The 17,758-nt window shown below is 65.1% G+C and carries 19 protein-coding genes, 1 tRNA gene and 2 pseudogenes; 14 read left to right on the forward strand and 8 right to left on the reverse strand.

The genetic code is table 11. The annotated features are described in order from the left end of the window. Positions 1–58: 58 nt before the first annotated feature. A pseudogene (locus tag ACFWO3_RS12305) lies at positions 59–181 on the forward strand (pyridoxamine 5'-phosphate oxidase family protein); the annotation flags it as partial. Between the two features lie 95 nt (positions 182–276). Next, positions 277–366, forward strand: a pseudogene (locus ACFWO3_RS12310) (pyridoxamine 5'-phosphate oxidase family protein); the annotation flags it as partial. A 250-nt stretch (positions 367–616) separates the two neighbouring features. Here the strand turns inward: ACFWO3_RS12310 and ACFWO3_RS12315 are convergent. Both ACFWO3_RS12315 and ACFWO3_RS12320 read right to left on the reverse strand, forming a co-directional pair. Beyond that, on the reverse strand, positions 617–1,207 hold the full coding sequence (locus ACFWO3_RS12315) for a TetR/AcrR family transcriptional regulator (protein ID WP_378577663.1): 591 nt from the start codon (positions 1,205–1,207) through the stop codon (positions 617–619). Positions 1,208–1,226: 19 nt separating this feature from the next. Next, positions 1,227–2,675: an amidase gene (locus tag ACFWO3_RS12320; RefSeq protein ID WP_378577665.1), complete on the reverse strand. Its 1,449-nt coding sequence runs from the start codon at positions 2,673–2,675 to the stop codon at positions 1,227–1,229. Between the two features lie 248 nt (positions 2,676–2,923). On the opposite strand from ACFWO3_RS12320, the gene ACFWO3_RS12325 reads away from it, so the two are divergent. The 5 genes from ACFWO3_RS12325 to ACFWO3_RS12345 all read left to right on the forward strand — a co-directional run bounded on the left by ACFWO3_RS12325 (position 2,924) and on the right by ACFWO3_RS12345 (position 6,419). After that, complete coding sequence (locus ACFWO3_RS12325) at positions 2,924–3,652, forward strand: DUF998 domain-containing protein (RefSeq protein ID WP_378577667.1); 729 nt, start codon at positions 2,924–2,926, stop codon at positions 3,650–3,652. A gap of 48 nt (positions 3,653–3,700) precedes the next feature. Continuing rightward, positions 3,701–4,516, forward strand: coding sequence for a DNA repair protein RecO (gene recO / locus ACFWO3_RS12330; RefSeq protein ID WP_378577669.1), 816 nt, complete (start codon positions 3,701–3,703; stop codon positions 4,514–4,516). Continuing rightward, positions 4,482–5,291 carry an isoprenyl transferase gene (locus ACFWO3_RS12335; RefSeq protein WP_378577671.1) on the forward strand — a complete coding sequence of 270 codons (810 nt, stop codon included), beginning with the start codon at positions 4,482–4,484 and terminating at the stop codon, positions 5,289–5,291. The genes recO and ACFWO3_RS12335 overlap by 35 nt, the downstream gene beginning before the upstream one ends. Beyond that, entirely contained in the window at positions 5,288–5,680 is a 393-nt protein-coding gene (locus tag ACFWO3_RS12340; RefSeq protein ID WP_378577673.1) for a YbjN domain-containing protein, read from the forward strand. Before ACFWO3_RS12335 ends, ACFWO3_RS12340 begins: the two co-directional genes overlap by 4 nt. A 100-nt stretch (positions 5,681–5,780) precedes the next feature. Then, positions 5,781–6,419 carry a hypothetical protein gene (locus ACFWO3_RS12345; RefSeq protein ID WP_378577675.1) on the forward strand — a complete coding sequence of 213 codons (639 nt, stop codon included), beginning with the start codon at positions 5,781–5,783 and terminating at the stop codon, positions 6,417–6,419. 69 nt (positions 6,420–6,488) lie between these two features. On the opposite strand, the gene ACFWO3_RS12350 is transcribed toward ACFWO3_RS12345, so the two are convergent. Together ACFWO3_RS12350 and ACFWO3_RS12355 are read right to left on the reverse strand one after the other, a co-directional pair. Further along, complete coding sequence (locus ACFWO3_RS12350; protein WP_378577677.1) at positions 6,489–6,908, reverse strand: Fur family transcriptional regulator; 420 nt, start codon at positions 6,906–6,908, stop codon at positions 6,489–6,491. Between the two features lie 5 nt (positions 6,909–6,913). Continuing rightward, positions 6,914–7,282: an ArsR/SmtB family transcription factor gene (locus ACFWO3_RS12355; protein WP_378577865.1), complete on the reverse strand. Its 369-nt coding sequence runs from the start codon at positions 7,280–7,282 to the stop codon at positions 6,914–6,916. Positions 7,283–7,521: 239 nt separating this feature from the next. Between ACFWO3_RS12355 and ACFWO3_RS12360 the strand changes: the two genes are divergently transcribed. Further along, on the forward strand, positions 7,522–8,907 hold the full coding sequence (locus ACFWO3_RS12360; protein ID WP_378577679.1) for a glycine--tRNA ligase: 1,386 nt from the start codon (positions 7,522–7,524) through the stop codon (positions 8,905–8,907). Positions 8,908–8,963: 56 nt separating this feature from the next. Here the strand turns inward: ACFWO3_RS12360 and ACFWO3_RS12365 are convergent, their stop codons facing one another. Both ACFWO3_RS12365 and ACFWO3_RS12370 read right to left on the reverse strand, forming a co-directional pair. Next, positions 8,964–9,290: a DUF1330 domain-containing protein gene (locus tag ACFWO3_RS12365; RefSeq protein ID WP_378577681.1), complete on the reverse strand. Its 327-nt coding sequence runs from the start codon at positions 9,288–9,290 to the stop codon at positions 8,964–8,966. After that, positions 9,287–9,649 (reverse strand): nuclear transport factor 2 family protein, encoded by a 363-nt coding sequence (locus ACFWO3_RS12370; protein ID WP_378577683.1) that lies wholly within the window; start codon positions 9,647–9,649, stop codon positions 9,287–9,289. Before ACFWO3_RS12370 ends, ACFWO3_RS12365 begins: the two co-directional genes overlap by 4 nt. A gap of 133 nt (positions 9,650–9,782) precedes the next feature. On the opposite strand from ACFWO3_RS12370, the gene ACFWO3_RS12375 reads away from it, so the two are divergent. Continuing rightward, on the forward strand, positions 9,783–10,577 hold the full coding sequence (locus tag ACFWO3_RS12375) for a helix-turn-helix domain-containing protein (protein WP_378577685.1): 795 nt from the start codon (positions 9,783–9,785) through the stop codon (positions 10,575–10,577). On the opposite strand, the gene ACFWO3_RS12380 is transcribed toward ACFWO3_RS12375, so the two are convergent. Further along, on the reverse strand, positions 10,578–12,602 hold the full coding sequence (locus ACFWO3_RS12380; protein WP_378577687.1) for a TPM domain-containing protein: 2,025 nt from the start codon (positions 12,600–12,602) through the stop codon (positions 10,578–10,580). Positions 12,603–12,749: 147 nt separating this feature from the next. Between ACFWO3_RS12380 and ACFWO3_RS12385 the strand changes: the two genes are divergently transcribed. The 4 genes from ACFWO3_RS12385 to dnaG all read left to right on the forward strand — a co-directional run bounded on the left by ACFWO3_RS12385 (position 12,750) and on the right by dnaG (position 17,199). Further along, the gene (locus ACFWO3_RS12385; RefSeq protein ID WP_378577866.1) at positions 12,750–13,358 is read left to right on the forward strand and encodes a YdcF family protein; all 609 of its coding nucleotides are present in this window, start codon (positions 12,750–12,752) and stop codon (positions 13,356–13,358) included. 7 nt (positions 13,359–13,365) lie between these two features. After that, the gene (locus ACFWO3_RS12390) at positions 13,366–14,661 is read left to right on the forward strand and encodes a deoxyguanosinetriphosphate triphosphohydrolase (RefSeq protein ID WP_378577689.1); all 1,296 of its coding nucleotides are present in this window, start codon (positions 13,366–13,368) and stop codon (positions 14,659–14,661) included. Positions 14,662–15,041: 380 nt separating this feature from the next. Then, complete coding sequence (locus ACFWO3_RS12395) at positions 15,042–15,257, forward strand: hypothetical protein (RefSeq protein ID WP_378577691.1); 216 nt, start codon at positions 15,042–15,044, stop codon at positions 15,255–15,257. Positions 15,258–15,273: 16 nt separating this feature from the next. Next, the gene (gene dnaG, locus ACFWO3_RS12400; protein WP_378577693.1) at positions 15,274–17,199 is read left to right on the forward strand and encodes a DNA primase; all 1,926 of its coding nucleotides are present in this window, start codon (positions 15,274–15,276) and stop codon (positions 17,197–17,199) included. A gap of 25 nt (positions 17,200–17,224) precedes the next feature. Here the strand turns inward: dnaG and ACFWO3_RS12405 are convergent, their stop codons facing one another. Beyond that, complete coding sequence (locus ACFWO3_RS12405; RefSeq protein ID WP_378577867.1) at positions 17,225–17,473, reverse strand: hypothetical protein; 249 nt, start codon at positions 17,471–17,473, stop codon at positions 17,225–17,227. Between the two features lie 137 nt (positions 17,474–17,610). On the opposite strand from ACFWO3_RS12405, the gene ACFWO3_RS12410 reads away from it, so the two are divergent. Then, positions 17,611–17,683 (forward strand) — tRNA-Asn (locus tag ACFWO3_RS12410). Positions 17,684–17,758: the final 75 nt, after the last annotated feature.

Genomic DNA, 17,758 nt, shown 5'->3' on the forward strand with positions numbered 1-17,758 from the left:
CCCGGATCGAGCTCGAACCGAACGTGGTGAGTTGAACGACGTTCTGGATGCCTGCCGTGTGGGCACGCTCGCAACCGTCGTCGACGGTCTGCCGTGGGCGGTGGCGATGCTCTACGCCCGTGACGGCAATCGAGTCCTGCTGGACGGCTCGACGGGTGCCGGCGTTGCGGCAGGTTGGAGAGGGTGCTCCCGCCGCATTGTGTGTGTGACCTCGCTCGATGGCATCGTGGTGGCGGACACCCTGTCGACTCGTCTGCGAACTACCGGTCCGCCGTGGTGCGCGGCAATCTGGTCACGCTCGGCGACGAGGAATCGCGTGATGCTCTGGACCTGTTCTCCGATGCGATGATCCCGGGGCGCAGCAGGGAGGTTCGGGGACCCCGGAACAAGGAAGTTGCGGCGACGCTCGCGCTTGCGCTGCCGATCATCGAAGGCCAGTGGACCGTCAAGGTGCGTGACGCTCCGCCCGGTCGACCCGAGGAACCAGGTGACGCCTGGGCAGGGGTGGTTCCATTGCGAACGGTCGCGGGCGATCCGGCCGCTGCGCCGTGGGTGTCCGGGGATGATGCGGTACCGGAGTCGGTCGCCAGGCTCGTCGCCGAACGTTCCTGGCCGGCTACGAGTTCACCTTCGAATCCAGGGCTGCGGCGATCGCGCCGCGCAGCAGGAGAAGAAGGGCGGCGGCGATGTCCTGGTCGGCGCTCCCGGTGGCGAGCCGGCGAAGTTGCATCCCCGCGATGACGGCGACGACCGTCTGCACCACCGACTCCGCATCGGGGACCCCGAGCGTTGTGAGAATAGTTAGTGTCAGTTGGTCGTAGGCCGCGAAGCAGTCCGCCGCAGAATCGCGAAGTGCATGGTCGCGGCCAGCCTCGATGAACAGCTCGAACGGTGCGATCCTTTCGGCCGAGAAGGCGAGGTCCTTTACGATCCTCTCGGTGAGCTCGGCAGCATCCTCGAACGTCAGACCCTTGTCGCGGTATTGCTCGGTTACCTCGGTGAGCCGTCGGGTCTCTTCCTCGACGAATCCGGTCAACGCAGATCGGAGCAAATCGGACTGACTCGGGAAATGATAGGTGATCGAGCCGAGGGATACCTGCGCGCGTGCGGCGATGGCACGGTTGGTGAGCGCAGGTATTCCGTCCGTGCCGACGATGTGCAGGGCTGCGGCGAGAATCTTCTCTCGTGCCCCCGTCGAGACGCTCACGGACGACCTCCCGTAATAGTTACCACCACCGTTCCGGCGTGGATCGTTCCCAGTGCAGAACCGACTCGAGCTGAGCTGCCACCGACACCAGCATGGGCTCGGAGTTGTCGTGTCCCATCAGCTGCACGCCGATGGGCAACCCGGATTCGGTGAACCCTGCGGGGACGTTGACGCTCGGCCACCCGAGGACGTTCCATGGCCAAGCGTAAGGGCACACGGCCGTGATCACCTTGTCGGTCTGCCACGAGGTGGCTTCGTCGATGGCGTTCACGCGCGGCGCTGGGGTAGCGGTCGAGGGTGCGAGGACGATGTCGTACCGGTCGAAGATCGCGCCGATTCGCCGGCGCATGCGCGGTTCGGCGGCTCGGGCAGCCCGCAATGGGAGTCCTCTCATGATGCGCCCGTTGCGCGCGTTGCGTCTCGTCCGCGGATCGGCGAGGTGCGGTTCGGGGTACGTGGCCAGCCAGTCGTCGAGGCCGGACATCGACCGCGGAAGGAAATTGAGCCCGAACAGGATTCCGTAATCCGGGTCGTCGACGACGACCTCGTGACCCAGTCCGCGCAGTGTCTGAGCCATCGACCAGACGGCGGCGCGGATTTCGGGATCGAGCTTCGTCGGGGTGGCCGTGAAGGGAATGCGCAGTGACAGGGCGATGCGCAGTGTGCCGGGGTCGCGACCGACTGCGTCACCGACGGTCACGGGTTCGGGCGTGTGAATGTCGCTCTCGTGGTTCCCGGCCGCGACATCGAAGAGTAGCGCCGCATCGGCGACCGTTCGCGCGAGCGGCCCGTTGACGGTGAGTCCGTAGAAAGCTTCGGCGTGCGGCCAGGTCGAGATCCGACCCCGCTGAGGTTTGATGCCGACGAGATTGGTCCACGAGGCAGGAATGCGGACGGACCCCGCACCGTCGGAGCCGATGGTGGCGGCGATGAGGCCGCCTGCGACTGCCGCAGCAGCACCGCCGGACGATCCGCCCGGTGTGTGCTCTCGGTTCCACGGATTGCGGGTGTAGCCGAACTCACCACCGGTGAGCGGCCACTGTCCGAGTTCGGGGGTGTTCGTCTTGCCGACGATGATCGCGCCGGCGGCGCGGAGTCGACGCACGAGTTCGGAGTCGGTGGCCTTGGGCGGAAAGTTGCCGGGGGCGCCGAACGCGGTCGGTTCTCCCGCAACGTCCACGTCGTCCTTGACGGCCATGGGGACCCCGAGGAGGGGGAGCCGTTCACCCGCAGCCAGTCGTCGGTCGGCCTCTGCGGCTTCCGCGAGCGCCTTCTCGCGTCGCACGATCTTGAACGCGTTGAGCGTCGGTTGGCTCGCGTCGATTCGGTCCAGGGTGGCGAGAGTGGCCTCGGTGGCCGTGGTTCGTGAGGCTGCCAGATCGGCCACCTGATCCACGAGGGTGGGCGCGTGAGCCTCGCCGCCGGTGGTTACTTCGAAGTCCTGTTCGCCCGTGTGCTCCGCGCTCATGCCCGCCCTTTCGGCTGTTGTTCGTTCGAACGAACAGTAGCAAAGCGGGTGTGTTGGGTGCCACTGATGTCCCCATTGGTCGAATTGGCCGTCGATGCGTGTCGCGGATCGTGAAAGGCGGTTCGAGGAGGTCGGAGCGGGATCGCTGGTGGATTGCCGACCGATTTCGATAACGAACGGATAACGCCGAGGTGTCGAACCGGGTAGCGTGGTCCGGGATTTTTTCGGACGACCGGCGGAAGCAGGGTATGGACACACACGACATTCGACTCCTCGTGGGCAGCCTTCTCTGGATTCTCGCGGTCGGGTACCTCGTGTCGGAGGCCTTCACGGCCGAGGCGTGGTCGACGCCCTACAGCTACGTCCACAACTCGATCAGCGACCTCGGCGTCACCGACTGTGTGCAGGTGTGCTCACCGTTGCACTGGTACATGAACATCTCGTTCGTCGTCATGGGGCTGCTGATGACTGCGGGGGCGATTCTGCTGCGAAGGCACATACCACGCGGAAGGCGGCGTCGCTGGGCGGTCGGCCTGGCGATCGTGATCGGCGTGAGTACCGCCGCAACCGGATTCTTCCCGGCGAACGCCAACCCGATCGGGCACTTCGTCGCGGTGCTGCCAGGGTTTGTGGGAAGGCACATCCTGCTGATCCTGGTCGCCTGGGTGTTGTGGCGCCGGATGCGCTGGACTGCCGTGTGGACAACGGTGTGTGCCCTGATCGGACTCGTGGGAGGCGTTCTGCTGGCCTTCCCGGATGCCTACTTCGGGCTGACCGAGCGGCTCGTGCTGTACCCGCTGCCCATCTGGATGGTGGTCGTCGGTGTGGCGATCTTCGTGTCGGTGTTACGGCGGTCGGCGTTGTTCGGCTTCGGACGCACTGCGCTGCCCGACGTTGCCGTGGTTCCTCGAGGTCGGGGGTTGACGTTGCACGACATCACGAACCTGGCCTGTCCCGTGTGTGCGCCTGCTCGGTGATCTGCGTGCTTACGGGGCGATGTCGGTTCGCCGTGAGAGACTTGACCGGTGAGGTTGTACAGGGACAACGCGGTGGTGCTGCGCCAGCACAAGCTGGGCGAAGCCGATCGCATCGTCACACTTCTCACCCGTCGGCACGGACTGGTCAGGGCGGTGGCGAAAGGTGTGCGCCGCACGCGTTCGAAGTTCGGTGCGCGGCTCGAGCCGTTCGCGCACATCGACGTCCAGCTGTACCCAGGCCGCAACCTGGACATCGTGACCCAGGTTCAGACCGTGGACGCGTTCGCGGTGGACATCGTCGACGACTACGGCTGCTACACCACGGCCTGCGCGATTCTCGAGACCGCGGAGCGTCTCGCCGGTGAAGAGCGAGCGCCTGCGCAACAACTCCACAGCCTCACGGTGGGCGCGCTCCGGGCAGTCGCGCTCAAGCAACGTGCTCCCGAGCTCGTGCTGGATGCTTTCTTGTTGCGGGCAATGGGATTCGCCGGTTGGGCGCCTGCTCTCGAGGAGTGCGCGCGATGTGCGGTGCCGGGTCCGCATCGCGCTTTTCACGTGGCAGCAGGTGGGGCCGTGTGCGTGCATTGCAGACCGCCAGGAGCCGCGACGCCCTCGCCCGGCGTACTCGATCACATGGACGCGCTGGTGCGAGGGGAGTGGGCAGGCGCAGAGGTGACGCCACCGGCACTTCGGTCGCAGGCCAGCGGGCTCGTGGCCGCGCACCTCCAATGGCATCTCGAACGGCAACTTCGCACGTTGCCGCTCATCGAAAGGTCCCGCCCTCATGCGCCGGTAGGTGAGTCCGGCTCGGTCAGGCAGGATGGGGAGCGTGATTCGACGACGCGAACCGCGAGCACGGCATGATTCCGAAGCCGGTCGGGCTGTACGTCCACCGGACCCGCACCCGTCCGGGTCCACACCACCGAAGTTGCAGACCGAGCTGATCCCGCGCCACGTCGCGCTCGTGATGGACGGCAACGGCAGGTGGGCCCAGGAGCGCGGCCTGGCGCGTACCGCAGGACACGAACGCGGTGAAGCCGTCCTCATGGACACCGTGTGTGGCTGCATCGAGATGGGCGTCGAGTGGTTGTCCGCGTATGCGTTTTCGACCGAGAACTGGAAGCGCAGCCCCGAGGAAGTGCGCTTTCTCATGGGGTTCAATCGGGACGTGATTCGGCGTCGACGTGACGAGATGCACGAAATGGGGGTCCGAGTTCGTTGGGCGGGTCGCCGTCCGAAACTGTGGCGAAGTGTCATCAAGGAACTCGAGATCGCCGAGGAGATGACAAAGCACAACACCGTCATGAATCTGACGATGTGCGTGAATTACGGCGGGCGGGCCGAGATCGCGGACGCTGCTCGTGAGATCGGACGCAGGGTTGCGGCCGGCACGCTCGATCCGGACAAGATCACCGAGGCCACCATCGGCCGCTACCTGGACGAGCCGGACATGCCGGACGTCGATCTGTTTCTCCGCCCTTCGGGAGAACAGCGCACGTCCAACTTTCTGCTGTGGCAGTCGGCGTATGCCGAAATGGTCTACCAGGAGAAGCTCTTTCCCGATTTCGACCGGCGCGATCTGTGGGCGGCTTGTGTCGAGTTCGCGTCACGAGATCGGCGGTTCGGGGGAGTGAAGTGACGTCGGAAGAGTTGCAGGAGAGGGCCTCCCGGGCACTGGCCAATTTCGTGGCCGTCGATGCTGCCGGTGACGGATCACTGGGATTCGAGTTCGCGGGGGCACTGTGTTCGCTCAGTGCCATGACCCTCTCCGATGGTCTCGACGTGCTGTCGTTGACGTGCGTGCTTGCATGGGATCGGCCGATCAGTGCGGCTCTTCACAAGAAGGTGGCGGAGCGCAACCAGTCGGTGCAGTTCGGGTCGGTGGCCTTGTTCGCGCACGGCCGCTTCGGCGACGTGATCCTGCGGTACACCTTCCCAGCTGCAGGTTTGAGTGAAGAGGCGCTGACCACGATGCTGCTGCTGGTTCTGTCCGGTGCCGATACCGCGAGGCAGGGGCTGTTGCCCTAGCTTCCGGAAGGGCGCGGAAGTAGTGGCTTTTGTCTGCTTTCGGTCTATTGTGCTTCCAGTTCCCGGGTAATCGACTCGGGACATAACGGGGAGTACTGCTTTGAAGAAGTTCGGGAAGCTTTCCACGACAGCTGTTCTGGCGGTTGCAGCGCTGGGGGTCACAGCGGGAACGGCGCATGCCGAACCTGCCGTTCTGGATTCGCCCGCCCTCGTGCAGGGTGTGGATCAGGGCGTCGGCTACGAAACCGGCATCGACGAGGACGGCGATTCGCTCACGACCGTTCTCGATGCGGGCACCTTCCGTCTCGACAAGGGTGCAGACGTGATCGAGGTCGTGGACGCGGAGGGGGCTGTCGTCGGTTCCGTTCCGCTGAGCTACCGCGTGAACGACCAGGAGTTCTCGATCGAGTCGCTCATCGGCGACAACGGCCGGAGCCTCACGCTCACCCCGGAGACCGATCCGGCGAAGGCGACCACGGTCGCATCCGTGGCGCTAACGGACATCAACTCCGCAGCGCGCTTCAGTGACGAACTGAACCGGGCTTCGTTCGGCGGCGGCGTCGGTGCAGCGGTGGGCGCCGGCATCGGCCTCGTCGTCGGGTGTGTCGTCGGAGTCTTCGTGGGTTGCATCCCGGGTGTTCTGATCGGAGCGGCCGTCGGCGGCGTCGCAGGCCTGGTCAACACCGGTGGGCAGCCGCTGATCGACGCGGGCTACCAGTACTTCACCGGCCAGCCCTGACAGCAAGTTCGCAACACAGCGAAGAGCCCGCACGTTCGATGACATGCGGGCTCCTCGTTGTGGCGGACGTTATTTGGTTGCGCACTCCCGGCACACACCGAAGATTTCGACTGTGTGGCTGATGTCGCTGAACCCGTTCGAATCGGCGACCGATTGCGACCACTGTTCGACGGTGGGACCTTCGACCTCGACGGTGAATCCGCAGTCCCGGCACACCAGGTGGTGGTGATGCCCGGACGAACACCGTCGATACACGGATTCGCCTGTGTCGGTGCGCAAAACGTCCACCGTGCCCGTGTCGGCAAGAGCCTGCAGCGTTCGATACACCGTCGTGAGGCCGATGCCTTCTCCGCGCTTGCGCAGCTCGTCGTGGAGTTCCTGGGCCGAGCGGAACTCCTCGATGTCGTCGAGCAGTGCCGAAATGGCGCTTCGTTGCTTGGTGGAGCGCACCCCTACCTCAGCCGGTGCACGTCGCGTCTGCTGGGGCAACAGTTCTATCCTTCCTCGGCATGGGCGACGGCATCGACGACGATGTGCGCCAGGTGATCGTCGACCAGACGGTAGAGAACTTCGCGGCCGTTCCGTTCGCCGCGGACGACGCCGGCCGCTTTCAGTACGCGCAGGTGCTGGCTGATCAATGGTTGGGTGACCCCAAGTGCGCCGACGAGTTCGTGAACGCATCGTTCGGAATCGTGCAGTTGGAGCACGATGGCGATGCGCACCGGGGCGGCGAGGGCGCGAAGCAGGTCTCCGGCCGCGGTGAGCGTTTCCTTCGGGGGAACGGGCGCCGCGGGAGTGGTGTCGAACGGATCGTGGGCATGCGCCTGCGCCGCTCCGACATGCCCGGACTCGGCCACATGCACGGACTCGGCCTCGTGGAGCTCACCGGTTTCGGTCACTCTCACAGTGAACCCCCTTACGTTGTGCGGTACCCAGGTCGGTGCTCCGACCCTACGGCACGTTATTGCAAACCGATTCCATTTTGATATGCACGTTTGCGCATGTCAACCGGGTGGATGAGAACGACAACTCCGAGCAGATAGGCTGGTCTCCGAAAAACGCACGTGATCATGCATCTATTACCCAGATGGAGAGCAGCCGAGTGGCACCCAAGTCCAAAGTCGAAACCGTCGTCAACCTCGCCAAGCGGCGTGGCCTGGTCTTCCCGTGCGGTGAGATCTACGGCGGTACCAAGTCCGCATGGGACTACGGTCCGCTCGGCGTAGAGCTGAAGGACAACATCAAGAAGCAGTGGTGGCGCAACATGATCACCAGCCGAGAGGATGTCGTCGGTCTCGATTCGTCGGTGATTCTTCCGCGCCAGGTATGGGAGGCTTCGGGTCACGTCGAGACCTTCTCCGATCCGCTCGTCGAGTCGCTGATCACGCACAAGCGGTACCGGGCCGATCACTTGGTCGAAGCCTACGAACACAAGCATGGACACCCGCCGGAGAACGGCCTTGCGGATATCCGTGACCCCGAAACGGGGGAACCCGGCCAGTGGACCGAACCTCGCGCATTCTCCGGTTTGCTCAAAACGTTCCTCGGTCCCGTGGACAACGAGGAAGGCTTGCACTACCTCCGGCCGGAAACGGCCCAGGGCATCTTCGTCAACTTCGCCAACGTGTTGACCACCTCTCGCAAGAAGCCCCCGTTCGGAATCGGCCAGATCGGCAAGAGCTTCCGCAACGAGATCACGCCGGGCAACTTCATCTTCCGCACCCGCGAGTTCGAGCAGATGGAGATGGAGTTCTTCGTCAAGCCGGGTGACGACGAGGAGTGGCACCAGTACTGGATCGATTACCGAATGGATTGGTACACCGGTCTCGGAATCGATCGCGACAATCTGCGCCTGTTCGAGCACCCGCAGGACAAGCTTTCGCACTACTCGAAGCGGACGGTGGACATCGAGTACCGCTTCCACTTCCAGGGTAGTGAGTGGGGTGAGCTGGAAGGCGTCGCGAACCGCACCGACTTCGACCTGTCCACGCATTCGAAGCACTCGGGAACAGAACTCAACTACTACGACCAGACGACGGGCGAAAGGTACACGCCGTACGTCATCGAGCCCGCAGCGGGCCTCACCCGCTCGCTGATGGCGTTCCTGGTCGACGCGTACACCGAGGACGAGGCACCCAACTCCAAGGGCGGCGTCGACAAGCGAACCGTCCTGCGGCTCGATCGGCGTCTCGCTCCCGTGAAGGCCGCGGTCCTGCCGCTCTCGCGCAACGCGGATCTCACTCCGAAGGCGAAGGACCTGGCCGCGACCTTGCGTCAGAACTGGAACGTCGAGTTCGACGACGCCGGTGCGATCGGTCGCCGCTACCGCCGCCAGGACGAGATCGGAACGCCGTTCTGCATCACCGTGGATTTCGACACCCTCGACGACCACGCTGTGACGGTGCGTGAGCGCGACTCGATGGCACAGGAGCGCGTTGCTCTCGACCAGGTGGAGGGCTACCTCGCGCAGCGCTTGATCGGCTCCTGACCGACAACTGAACAGCAGCGGGCGGACACCGAACACGGTGTCCGCCCGCTGCTGTGTCAGGCCAGTATGTCCGTTGCTCGGTGTGGCTGTTCGACGCCCTCGACGAGAAATACCGAACCGTCCGAGTTGTCCGTCCGAGGCGGGATGATCTCCCGATACTCGGGTGAGTCGTACCATCCGACCGCCTTCGCCGCGCTCGGGAACTCGATGACGATCAAGTCGCCGGTCCATGCCCCTTCCCGGACGTCGGGGGTTGCGCCGTGGACGATGAATCTGCCGCCGAACGGCGCCAACGTTCCGTCGATTCGTTCGAGGTACTCCACTATGCCGTCGCCGAGGTCGACGGTGCGCAGATGTGCGATCGCGTAGGTCGGCACGCTCATGCCGGCACCTGATCGAGGAACCCGAGCACCGACGTCAGTCGGCCCTCCGAATCGCATTCGGCCACATCGAATCCGACGACGACCGGAGCCTCGCCAGACTTGCCGAGGTGCCAGCTGAAACGGGCCAGATCGTGATGGGCGTCCACCGAGCCCGCCAAACTGAACTCGAAACCCGCGAACTGTGACTGTGCGCCCGCGATCATGCTCGCGATTGCTTCCGGTCCCCGTGCCACTCCGAGCGGATCGATGTAGCGGGCATTCGGCGACCAGTAGCGGTCGATGAGTTCGCGCCGCTTGTGCTCGTCCGTTTCGTTCCAGGTCTCGATGTAGCGGCCGGCAAGTTCGTCGAAGTGGGTCATGGTTCGTCCTTTCGATGTCACCCTCGCTCCGGTCGGCGATGCGGTGTGGGAACCACAGTGCGCCGCGAACTGCGTCCGGTCGATTACTCCGAAGGTAATCGTGGCGGTGACCTCGCCTCGCTACGTTGGTGACATGACATCGACCGAGACTGCGGAGCCCGTGGGAGTCCTTCTGCGACGGTGGCGGGAGATGCGGCGCCTCACCCAATTGGGGCTTTCCTCGAAATCGGGGGTGTCGGCCAGACATCTCAGCTTCGTCGAGAACGGCCGATCCACACCCACGAGGTCGATGATTCTCCGACTGTCCGAATGTATGGAAGTTCCTCTGCGTCAGCAGAACACGCTTCTGTTGGCGGCGGGCTTCGCACCCGCCTTCTCTCGTCATGCGTTGTCGGATACGCCGATGTCCGCGGTCAGTGATGCGATCGACCGCATACTGTCCGCGCACGAGCCGTTCCCCGCGGTGGTCGTCGACCGTGACTGGGAGCTGGTCGCGGGAAACGATGCGATCGGCGTGCTGATCGAGGGTGCGGCGGAGCACTTGCTGGAACCGCCCGTCAACGTCCTGCGGTTGAGCCTGCACCCGGAGGGCATGGCGCCGCGGATCGTGAATCTGGGGGAGTGGCGAGCACATCTGCTCGAAAGGTTGTGGCGCGAAGTGGAGATCACAGGTGACGTGTCCCTTACGGACCTGCACCGTGAGTTGTCCGCCTACCCGGGTGGCGGGACGGGACGCATCGAACACGAGTCGTCACTGGTGGTCCCGTTGACGTACCGGGTAGACGACACCGAGATATCCATGTTCAGCACCACCACGGTGTTCGGAACGCCTCGGGACGTGACGTTGTCCGAGATCGCGATCGAGGCGTTCTATCCCGCGGACGAGGCCACTGCGGCGTTCTTCCGACGAAGAGCGGGTCGACGCTGATCAGAAGCGGCCGCCACCACCGGTACGGCCCGAGCTGCTCGGCCCGCCGAAGGATCCCGGGCCGCCCCCGAAACCGCCACCACCGAAACCACCACCGAAGCTGCCTCGACGGCCGCCGCGCATACCGCCGCGAATCATGCTGTCGATGAGAATGCCGCCGAGCACTGCACCCGCGGTTCCGCTGCCGCCGCCCCGTCGCGGGCTCTGAGTGGATTCCCACCTCTGGACATCGTTACGGGCGGCGCTGAGTGCTCGGGTTGCCAGGTTCGTTGCCGCGCGAGCGTGCTGGAACGCCTTGTCCGGTTCGCTCTTCGAGAGTTGGCGAGCAGCGTCCAGGTGCCGCTGCGCCTCGGTCAGTCGCGTGCGTGCGTCCGCACCGACGGCACCACGCCGTGTCGAGATGAAGTCCGAGGCCGCAGTCACCTGAGACTGGGCTGCGGTGATCTCGCGGTCGAGACGTTGAATCGCCTTGTCCGCCTCTTCCTTCGTCTGCTGGGCCTGTTCGAGTGCGGCATCGAGTTCCGCGTCGGCCTCGACGATTGCCGAAAAGGCACCCAACGGGTCGGATGTCTTGGTCGTGTGCGCGGTGGCGAGTGCGGATTCTGCTCCCGCCTTCGCCTTCGCGAGTCGGTCACCACGCTGCTTGGAGAACTGTCCCGACGCATCGATTCCGCGTTGTAGGTCGGCGACCGCCTCCGGCAGCGTCGCTATGGCGTGGTGAATATTCTCGGCCGCGTGGTCGACGCCGTCGAGGAGTGATTGAGCCTGGGCGATCGCCGACTCCCCGGAGCGAATCGAAGTGACGACGGGGCCCTGCTTGCCTGCCGGCAACGACACGGTGTCGCGACCGCGGTCGATTGATTCCTCGGCGAACTTCAGTCGCTCACCGGCCATCGTCACGTTGTCGGTGATCGACGCGATCGACTCGGCAGGAAACTCTTCACGCAGGCGGGCCAGGGTTTTCTCCGATTCCGGAACGCGAACGGACACCGCGACGACCTTCCGGGTGAGTTCGTCCAGCCGGTCACCGGCATCGATGAGGAGGTTTCGTAGACCGTCGAATTCGCGGACGCGATCGTCGAGTTCGCGATCGGCGCGACCACACGACGTGATGATCTCGATGAGCATCTCGCGCTGTTGGGCAGGGGTCTCCGGAATCTCGTCGTCCAGACGCTGCCGGATCTCGAACGCGGACGTCAGTGCCGAGCGGGCGCCGGCGAACGCCTTCACGAACGGTTCGACGGCCCGTTCGCCGAATTCACCACGGGCCAGCTCGAGTTCCTCCTGGCTGGTCCGGACGGCGTTGTCGGTCTCGACGAGAACTTCCTTGGCACGTTCGTCGAGGGTGGGCAGATCGAGAGCTGCCAGAGCTGGGGTGTCGTTCGGGTCGATGTTCTTCGCCGCCCGGGCACCAGCCTTGGTTCTGTCCGTTCGCCGCTTACGGGAGTACAGCGCGAGGCCACCAGCCCCGGCCGCGACAACACCGCCGCCGACGAGCAAGGTCGTCGTGGACATTCCACCGCTGGAGCTCATCGCGTCGTCGAGGCCGCCGGCCGTGCTGATCGCTGCGTCGGCCCAGTCTTCCTCGCGTAGTGCGGGTTCGACGGCATCCACCCGGATGGACTCGGCCTCCGACGAGCTGACGTCCTTCAGGGCCGACGAGGTGCTGAGATAGTAGGCCCGATCCACCGTGGCGACCGACAGGAGCACGTCGCGGTCACCCAGACTCGACATCTCTGCTGTCTGCGTTGCCCACGCTTCCTCGGAGAGGTCGCCGAAATCGGTCACGTAGGCCACCCACAGGCGAACCTTGTGGTCGGCATACAGCTGGTCGATCGCATTCTGTACGTCGTCGAGCTGATCGGAATCCAAAGCGCCGACCGTGTCCGTGATCTGCCCGGGTAGCCGCGACGGAGCGTCCGCGCCGGCGACGGCGGGGGTTGCGGCGAAGGACAGGAATGCCAGGAGGAAGGCTGCGGCAGCTCCCGCGATCAGTCGGTGGACAGCCTGCGGTGCGGATGACATGGCATCGAATCTAACCGTTGTGGCGAGTCGAGACGGTGGCACCCGGCGCAGAACTGGCAGAATCGTGGGGTGAATTCAGAGTTCGACCGCGGCACCGTCACGTACAGCTCGACGCGCAGCGGCTTCTTCGACGGTGTGCTCCGGTGGATGCGCCGTCTCGTCGTGGGAACGCTTCTCGTGGGGGTGGTGCTCGTGGCCGGGACCGCCCTTCGGGTGTGGCAGGTCGCGAGGGTCGACGACAAGTCGGCGGCGGACGCGATCGTGGTGCTCGGTGCGGCGCAGTACTCCGGCACGCCTTCGTCGGTGTTCGAAGCTCGTCTGGAGCAGGCCTACAAGCTGTACGAGCAGGGCGTCGCTCCGCGTGTCGTAACCGTGGGTGGGAAGCAGGAGGGCGACGAGTACACCGAGGCCGCCTCGGGTAAGAACTATCTGACCGAACGGGGTGTGCCTGCGGACAGCATCACGGCCGTCGAGGTCGGTTCGGACACTCTCCGTAGCGTCGAAGCCGTGAGCGAGGAGATGTCGTCTCGAGGCTTGAACACCGCGGTACTGGTCAGTGACCCGTGGCATTCGCTCCGCACGCGGACGATGGCACGGGACGCCGGACTCGACGCCTGGACGGCGCCCACCCGGCAGGGGCCCGCGGTGTTCACACGCGAGTCACAACTACACGGAATCGCCCGCGAGACCGGTGCTTTGATCTGGTATCAGCTCACGCACTTCTCCGCGGACTTCCCCTACACGGCGGGCCAGTGATCAACGGATGACGACTCCTCCATCGGTGCGCGGTGAGTACGGCGAGCACGACGTCGAGCGTCGCGTCTCGGAGTCGGCGAAGCGTGCGGCACTGCCGGGCGCCGACCGGGATGCGGCCCATCGCCGAAGCGATTTCGCGCGTGATCGCGCACGTGTTCAGCACTCGGCGGCCCTGCGCCGACTTGCCGACAAGACACAGGTGGTCGGTCCGCGGGACGGGGACACACCACGCACCAGGCTCACCCACTCGATCGAGGTGGCGCAGATCGGTCGCGGCATCGCCGACGGTCTCGGCTGCGATCCGGACCTGGTCGATCTGGCCGGCCTTGCCCACGACATCGGGCATCCGCCCTATGGACACAACGGGGAGAAGGCCCTCGACGAGGTGGCGCATTCCTGCGGTGGATTCGAGGGGAACGCCCAGAACCTGCGGATTCTCACGAGTCTCGAACCGAAGGTGCTGGACTCCTCGGGAAACAGCGCCGGGCTCAATCTGACTCGGGCTGCGCTCGACGCGGCGATCAAGTACCCCTGGGTTCGTCCCCGGCCCGGCGCCAAGTTCGGTGCCTACGACGACGATGCGGACGTGTTGGCGTGGGTCAGATCGGGTGCGCCGGAGGGGCGCCGCTGTCTCGAGGCCCAGGTGATGGACTGGGCGGACGACGTTGCGTATTCGGTCCACGACGTGGAAGACGGCGTCATTGCAGGCCGCATCGACCTGCGGTCACTGGCAGATCCGGTCGAGCAGCGCGCACTGGCGACGCTGGGCGCATCGGAATTCTCGGGGCTGGTCGTCGACGATCTGGTGGAGGCTGCCCGGCGTCTGTCGGAGCTCCCCGTGGTGTCCGAGGTCGGCCGATACGACGGAACTCTCGGCAGTTCGGTGGCTCTGAAGAATCTGACCAGTGAACTCGTGGGGCGATTCGCCACGGCCGCGATAGCGGGCACCCAGGAGGTGGGTGGAGCGACGGCGCTGACCCGATACGACGCCGACCTGGTCATACCGCCGGTTGTCGGTGCCGAGGTCGCGTTGCTCAAGACCGTTGCTCTGCATTACGTGATGTCGGACAAGGGACACAAGGCGCGACAGGATCGTCAACGCGACCGCGTGCATCGGGTGGCCGAATGGTTGCTCACCACAGCGCCCGCCGGGCTCGACCCATTGTTGCTGCCGGCGTGGGAGCGGGCCGCGGACGATTCGGCACGGGTACGCGTGATCGTCGATCAGATCGCGTCGTACACCGAGAGCAGGCTCGAGCGGGTGGACAAATCGAGCCTGGGGGCGCAAGCCAGCTGGGGCTGATCGGCTCGACAGGCTTCTCCAGCGAACCCATCCGCCGTCACGGCGGCTCCGAATGCACTGGGGCGAAGGTCACATGACGCCCCGCATTCAGCGAGAGGGACCAGATGAGGTCAGCGCTTCGCAGAACCACCACCGCAGTCTCGGTAATGCTCACCGTAGCCCTCGGCTCGGTTTTCTCGACTCCGGCTGCCCAAGCGGCGCCCGCTCTATCCGCCGGCCGATCCCGATCCCTTCTACGCTGCGGATCCTGATCTCGGAACGCACGCTGACGGCGACGTGCTGGACAGTCTGCAGGGTGCGGCACCCGGATTTCCCGGTGCTGCCGCTCCTGGCCGATTCGCTATCGGTCGACCAATTCCGCGGGCGACCCGATCGCTGCGATGACCACCGTGCGCGTGCCGGCCGGCACTGCCCCGGACGCGCCGTTGGTCTCGTACCAACCGTTCGTGAACGCGCTGGGTCTGCAGTGTGCGCCGTCGCACCAGTTGTTCGAACTGCCGGGAGCCGATCACGGCACCGCGATGGCGGGCGCGGCGGGAGCCTCCGGGTACCTCGGCGATCGCTTCGCAGGCGTGCCTGCTCCGTCCAACTGCTAGGGCCTAGACTGTCGGCGTGGCTGGCAGAATCCCCGATCGCGACATAGCGGCGATTCGCGACCGCACTCGAATCGAGGACATCGTGGGGGAGTACGTCTCCCTCAAGCGAGCCGGCGCCGATTCCATGAAGGGCCTGTGTCCCTTCCACGACGAGAAGTCGCCGTCCTTCCATGTTCGCCCGAATCACGGCACGTACCACTGCTTCGGATGTGGCGAGGGCGGCGACGTCTATTCGTTCCTGCAGAAGATCGACCACATCACCTTCGTGGAATCGGTGGAGCAGCTCGCGGACAGGGCCAACTACACGATCTCCTACGAGGGTGGCGGCACCTCGGTGCAGCGGGATCGGGGTACCCGCGCACGGCTGGTGGCGGCGAACGCGGCCGCCCAGGAGTTCTATGCGGCCCGTCTCAACGAGCCGGACGCGCAGGCAGCCCGTGACTACCTCACCGAACGCAATTTCGACGAGAACGCCGCACGTACCTTCGGATGCGGCTACGCGCCGGCCGGCTGGGACAACCTCACGAAGCATCTGCTGTCCAAGGGGTTCGAGTTGAAGGAACTCGAGGCCGCCGGCCTGTCCAGAGAAGGTCGGCGTGGGCACATCGACCGCTTTCACCGTCGACTGCTGTGGCCGATCCGCAACTTGTCCGGCGACGTGATCGGATTCGGCGCGCGCAAACTGTTCGACGACGACACCATGCCCGGCAAGTACGTCAATACGCCGGAAACCATGCTGTACAAGAAGTCTCAGGTGCTGTTCGGTCTGGATCTCGCCAAACGCGAGATCGCGAAAGGGCACCAGGCAGTGGTGGTCGAGGGGTACACCGATGTGATGGCGATGCATCTCGCCGGTGTGAAGACGGCGGTGGCAGCGTGTGGTACTGCCTTCGGCGACGACCACCTGTCGATGCTGCGCCGACTCCTCATGGACGACAGCTACTTTCGCGGGGAGATCATCTACACGTTCGACGGCGACGCGGCCGGTCAGGCTGCCGCGATGAAGGCCTTCGAGGGCGACCAGAAGATGGCCGGTCAGACGTTCGTCGCCATTGCGCCCGCAGGCATGGACCCGTGCGAGCTCCGACAGGAGTCCGGCGACGGGGCGGTCCGGGATCTCGTGGCGCGACGTACCCCGATGTTCGAGTTCGTCGTGAAGTCGATGCTGTCCGACCACGATCTCGAAACGGCGGAGGGGCGTGTAGAGGCCCTGCGCCGAGCCGTACCGGTTGTGGCGCAGATCAAGGAACCCACACTCCGCGACAGCTATGCCGTACAGCTCTGCGGCTGGGTCGGTTGGGACGATATTCCGGCCGTTCGTCGTCGCGTCCGTGAGGAGGCGCAGCGGCGGGCCAAGGGCGGTGCCGCGCCGTCGACTCGTCGCACAATTCGGGAGGAACCAGCACCGCAGGACGCGGCGCGCACAGGGATTCCTCGGCCACGTCCGAACGATCCCACGTTGTGGCCCCAACGAGAGGCGATCAAGGGTGCGCTGCAGTACCCGGCCATCGCCGGCACCGTGTTCGATTCACTGCCGACCGAAACTTTCACTCACCCCGCGTACTCAGCGATCCGCCAGGCCATGGCCGCGGCCGGAGGAGCCAGCGCAGGACTCGGCGGCGCCGAATGGCTGGACGTTGTGGGCCGGAGCCTCGACGACCCGGTCGCCACGTCGCTCCTGTCGGAACTTGCGGTCGAGTCGTTGCCCGCGGAGGAAGACACGGTTCCCCGATACATCTCGGGTGTGCTCGCACGGCTGCAGGAAGTATGGGTGGGGGAGCAGGTTGCGGAACTCAAATCGCGGCTGCAACGGGTATCCCCGGCTGCCGCCTCCGAAGAGTTCCACTCCCTCCTCGGCGACCTGGTCGCCCTAGAACAGTATCGCCGTAGCCTTCTCGATCAGGCGATCGGCGACTCGAGCGGCGACGGTCTAGCAGGCTGACACAGGCCCTGCTTCCGGCCGACCGCTACTTTTTCTTCAGCTGATCCTGCGGTACGAGAATGGTGGTGTCCTCGCTGATCGGCCGCATCGGCTCGAGCTTCGGCTTGGTGTCGAGTGAATCGGACAGGCGCTGACGGGAGACCTGCAGCACCTTCTTGGTGGCCGGACTCGTCGCCACGGCCTTCGTTGCCTTACTGATCTGTTCGTATCGTGCACGTCCCGCGCGCGTACCCAGGACGTATCCTGCCGCGATACCGATCAACAACCGCATCATTCCCGCTTCCTCCCGGTGCACATCGATCTCCACCATCCTGCCTGACGCATCGTTCGGCAGGCGATTTGGTACTGGGGTGGGGCAATAGGCTAAAGTCTTCCAGGCAACGCCGGAGACGGCGAGGCACCGAAGGATAATCCCCTGTAGCTCAATTGGCAGAGCTTCCGACTGTTAATCGGACGGTTGCTGGTTCGAGTCCAGCCGGGGGAGCACGCAGGAAGCCCGTCGACTCTCGTTGGCGGGCTTCTGTCGTTTCGGGTGGGCGATCCCGCCTACGAGCGCGCC

The sequence above is a fragment of the Rhodococcus sp. NPDC058521 genome (assembly GCF_042719695.1).
GTDB lineage: Bacteria > Actinomycetota > Actinomycetes > Mycobacteriales > Mycobacteriaceae > Rhodococcus_F.

What these genes read in the sequence shown, in the direction of transcription:
- ACFWO3_RS12320 (WP_378577665.1), bottom strand. Translation starts at nt 2,675, where the DNA reads ATGAGCGCGGAGCACACGGGCGAACAGGACTTCGAAGTAACCACCGGC.
- ACFWO3_RS12325 (WP_378577667.1), top strand. Translation starts at nt 2,924, where the DNA reads ATGGACACACACGACATTCGACTCCTCGTGGGCAGCCTTCTCTGGATT.
- ACFWO3_RS12365 (WP_378577681.1), bottom strand. Translation starts at nt 9,290, where the DNA reads ATGAGCGTGCCGACCTACGCGATCGCACATCTGCGCACCGTCGACCTC.
- ACFWO3_RS12370 (WP_378577683.1), bottom strand. Translation starts at nt 9,649, where the DNA reads ATGACCCACTTCGACGAACTTGCCGGCCGCTACATCGAGACCTGGAAC.
- ACFWO3_RS12375 (WP_378577685.1), top strand. Translation starts at nt 9,783, where the DNA reads ATGACATCGACCGAGACTGCGGAGCCCGTGGGAGTCCTTCTGCGACGG.
- ACFWO3_RS12380 (WP_378577687.1), bottom strand. Translation starts at nt 12,602, where the DNA reads ATGTCATCCGCACCGCAGGCTGTCCACCGACTGATCGCGGGAGCTGCC.
- ACFWO3_RS12385 (WP_378577866.1), top strand. Translation starts at nt 12,750, where the DNA reads ATGCGCCGTCTCGTCGTGGGAACGCTTCTCGTGGGGGTGGTGCTCGTG.
- ACFWO3_RS12390 (WP_378577689.1), top strand. Translation starts at nt 13,366, where the DNA reads ATGACGACTCCTCCATCGGTGCGCGGTGAGTACGGCGAGCACGACGTC.
- ACFWO3_RS12395 (WP_378577691.1), top strand. Translation starts at nt 15,042, where the DNA reads ATGACCACCGTGCGCGTGCCGGCCGGCACTGCCCCGGACGCGCCGTTG.
- ACFWO3_RS12405 (WP_378577867.1), bottom strand. Translation starts at nt 17,473, where the DNA reads ATGATGCGGTTGTTGATCGGTATCGCGGCAGGATACGTCCTGGGTACG.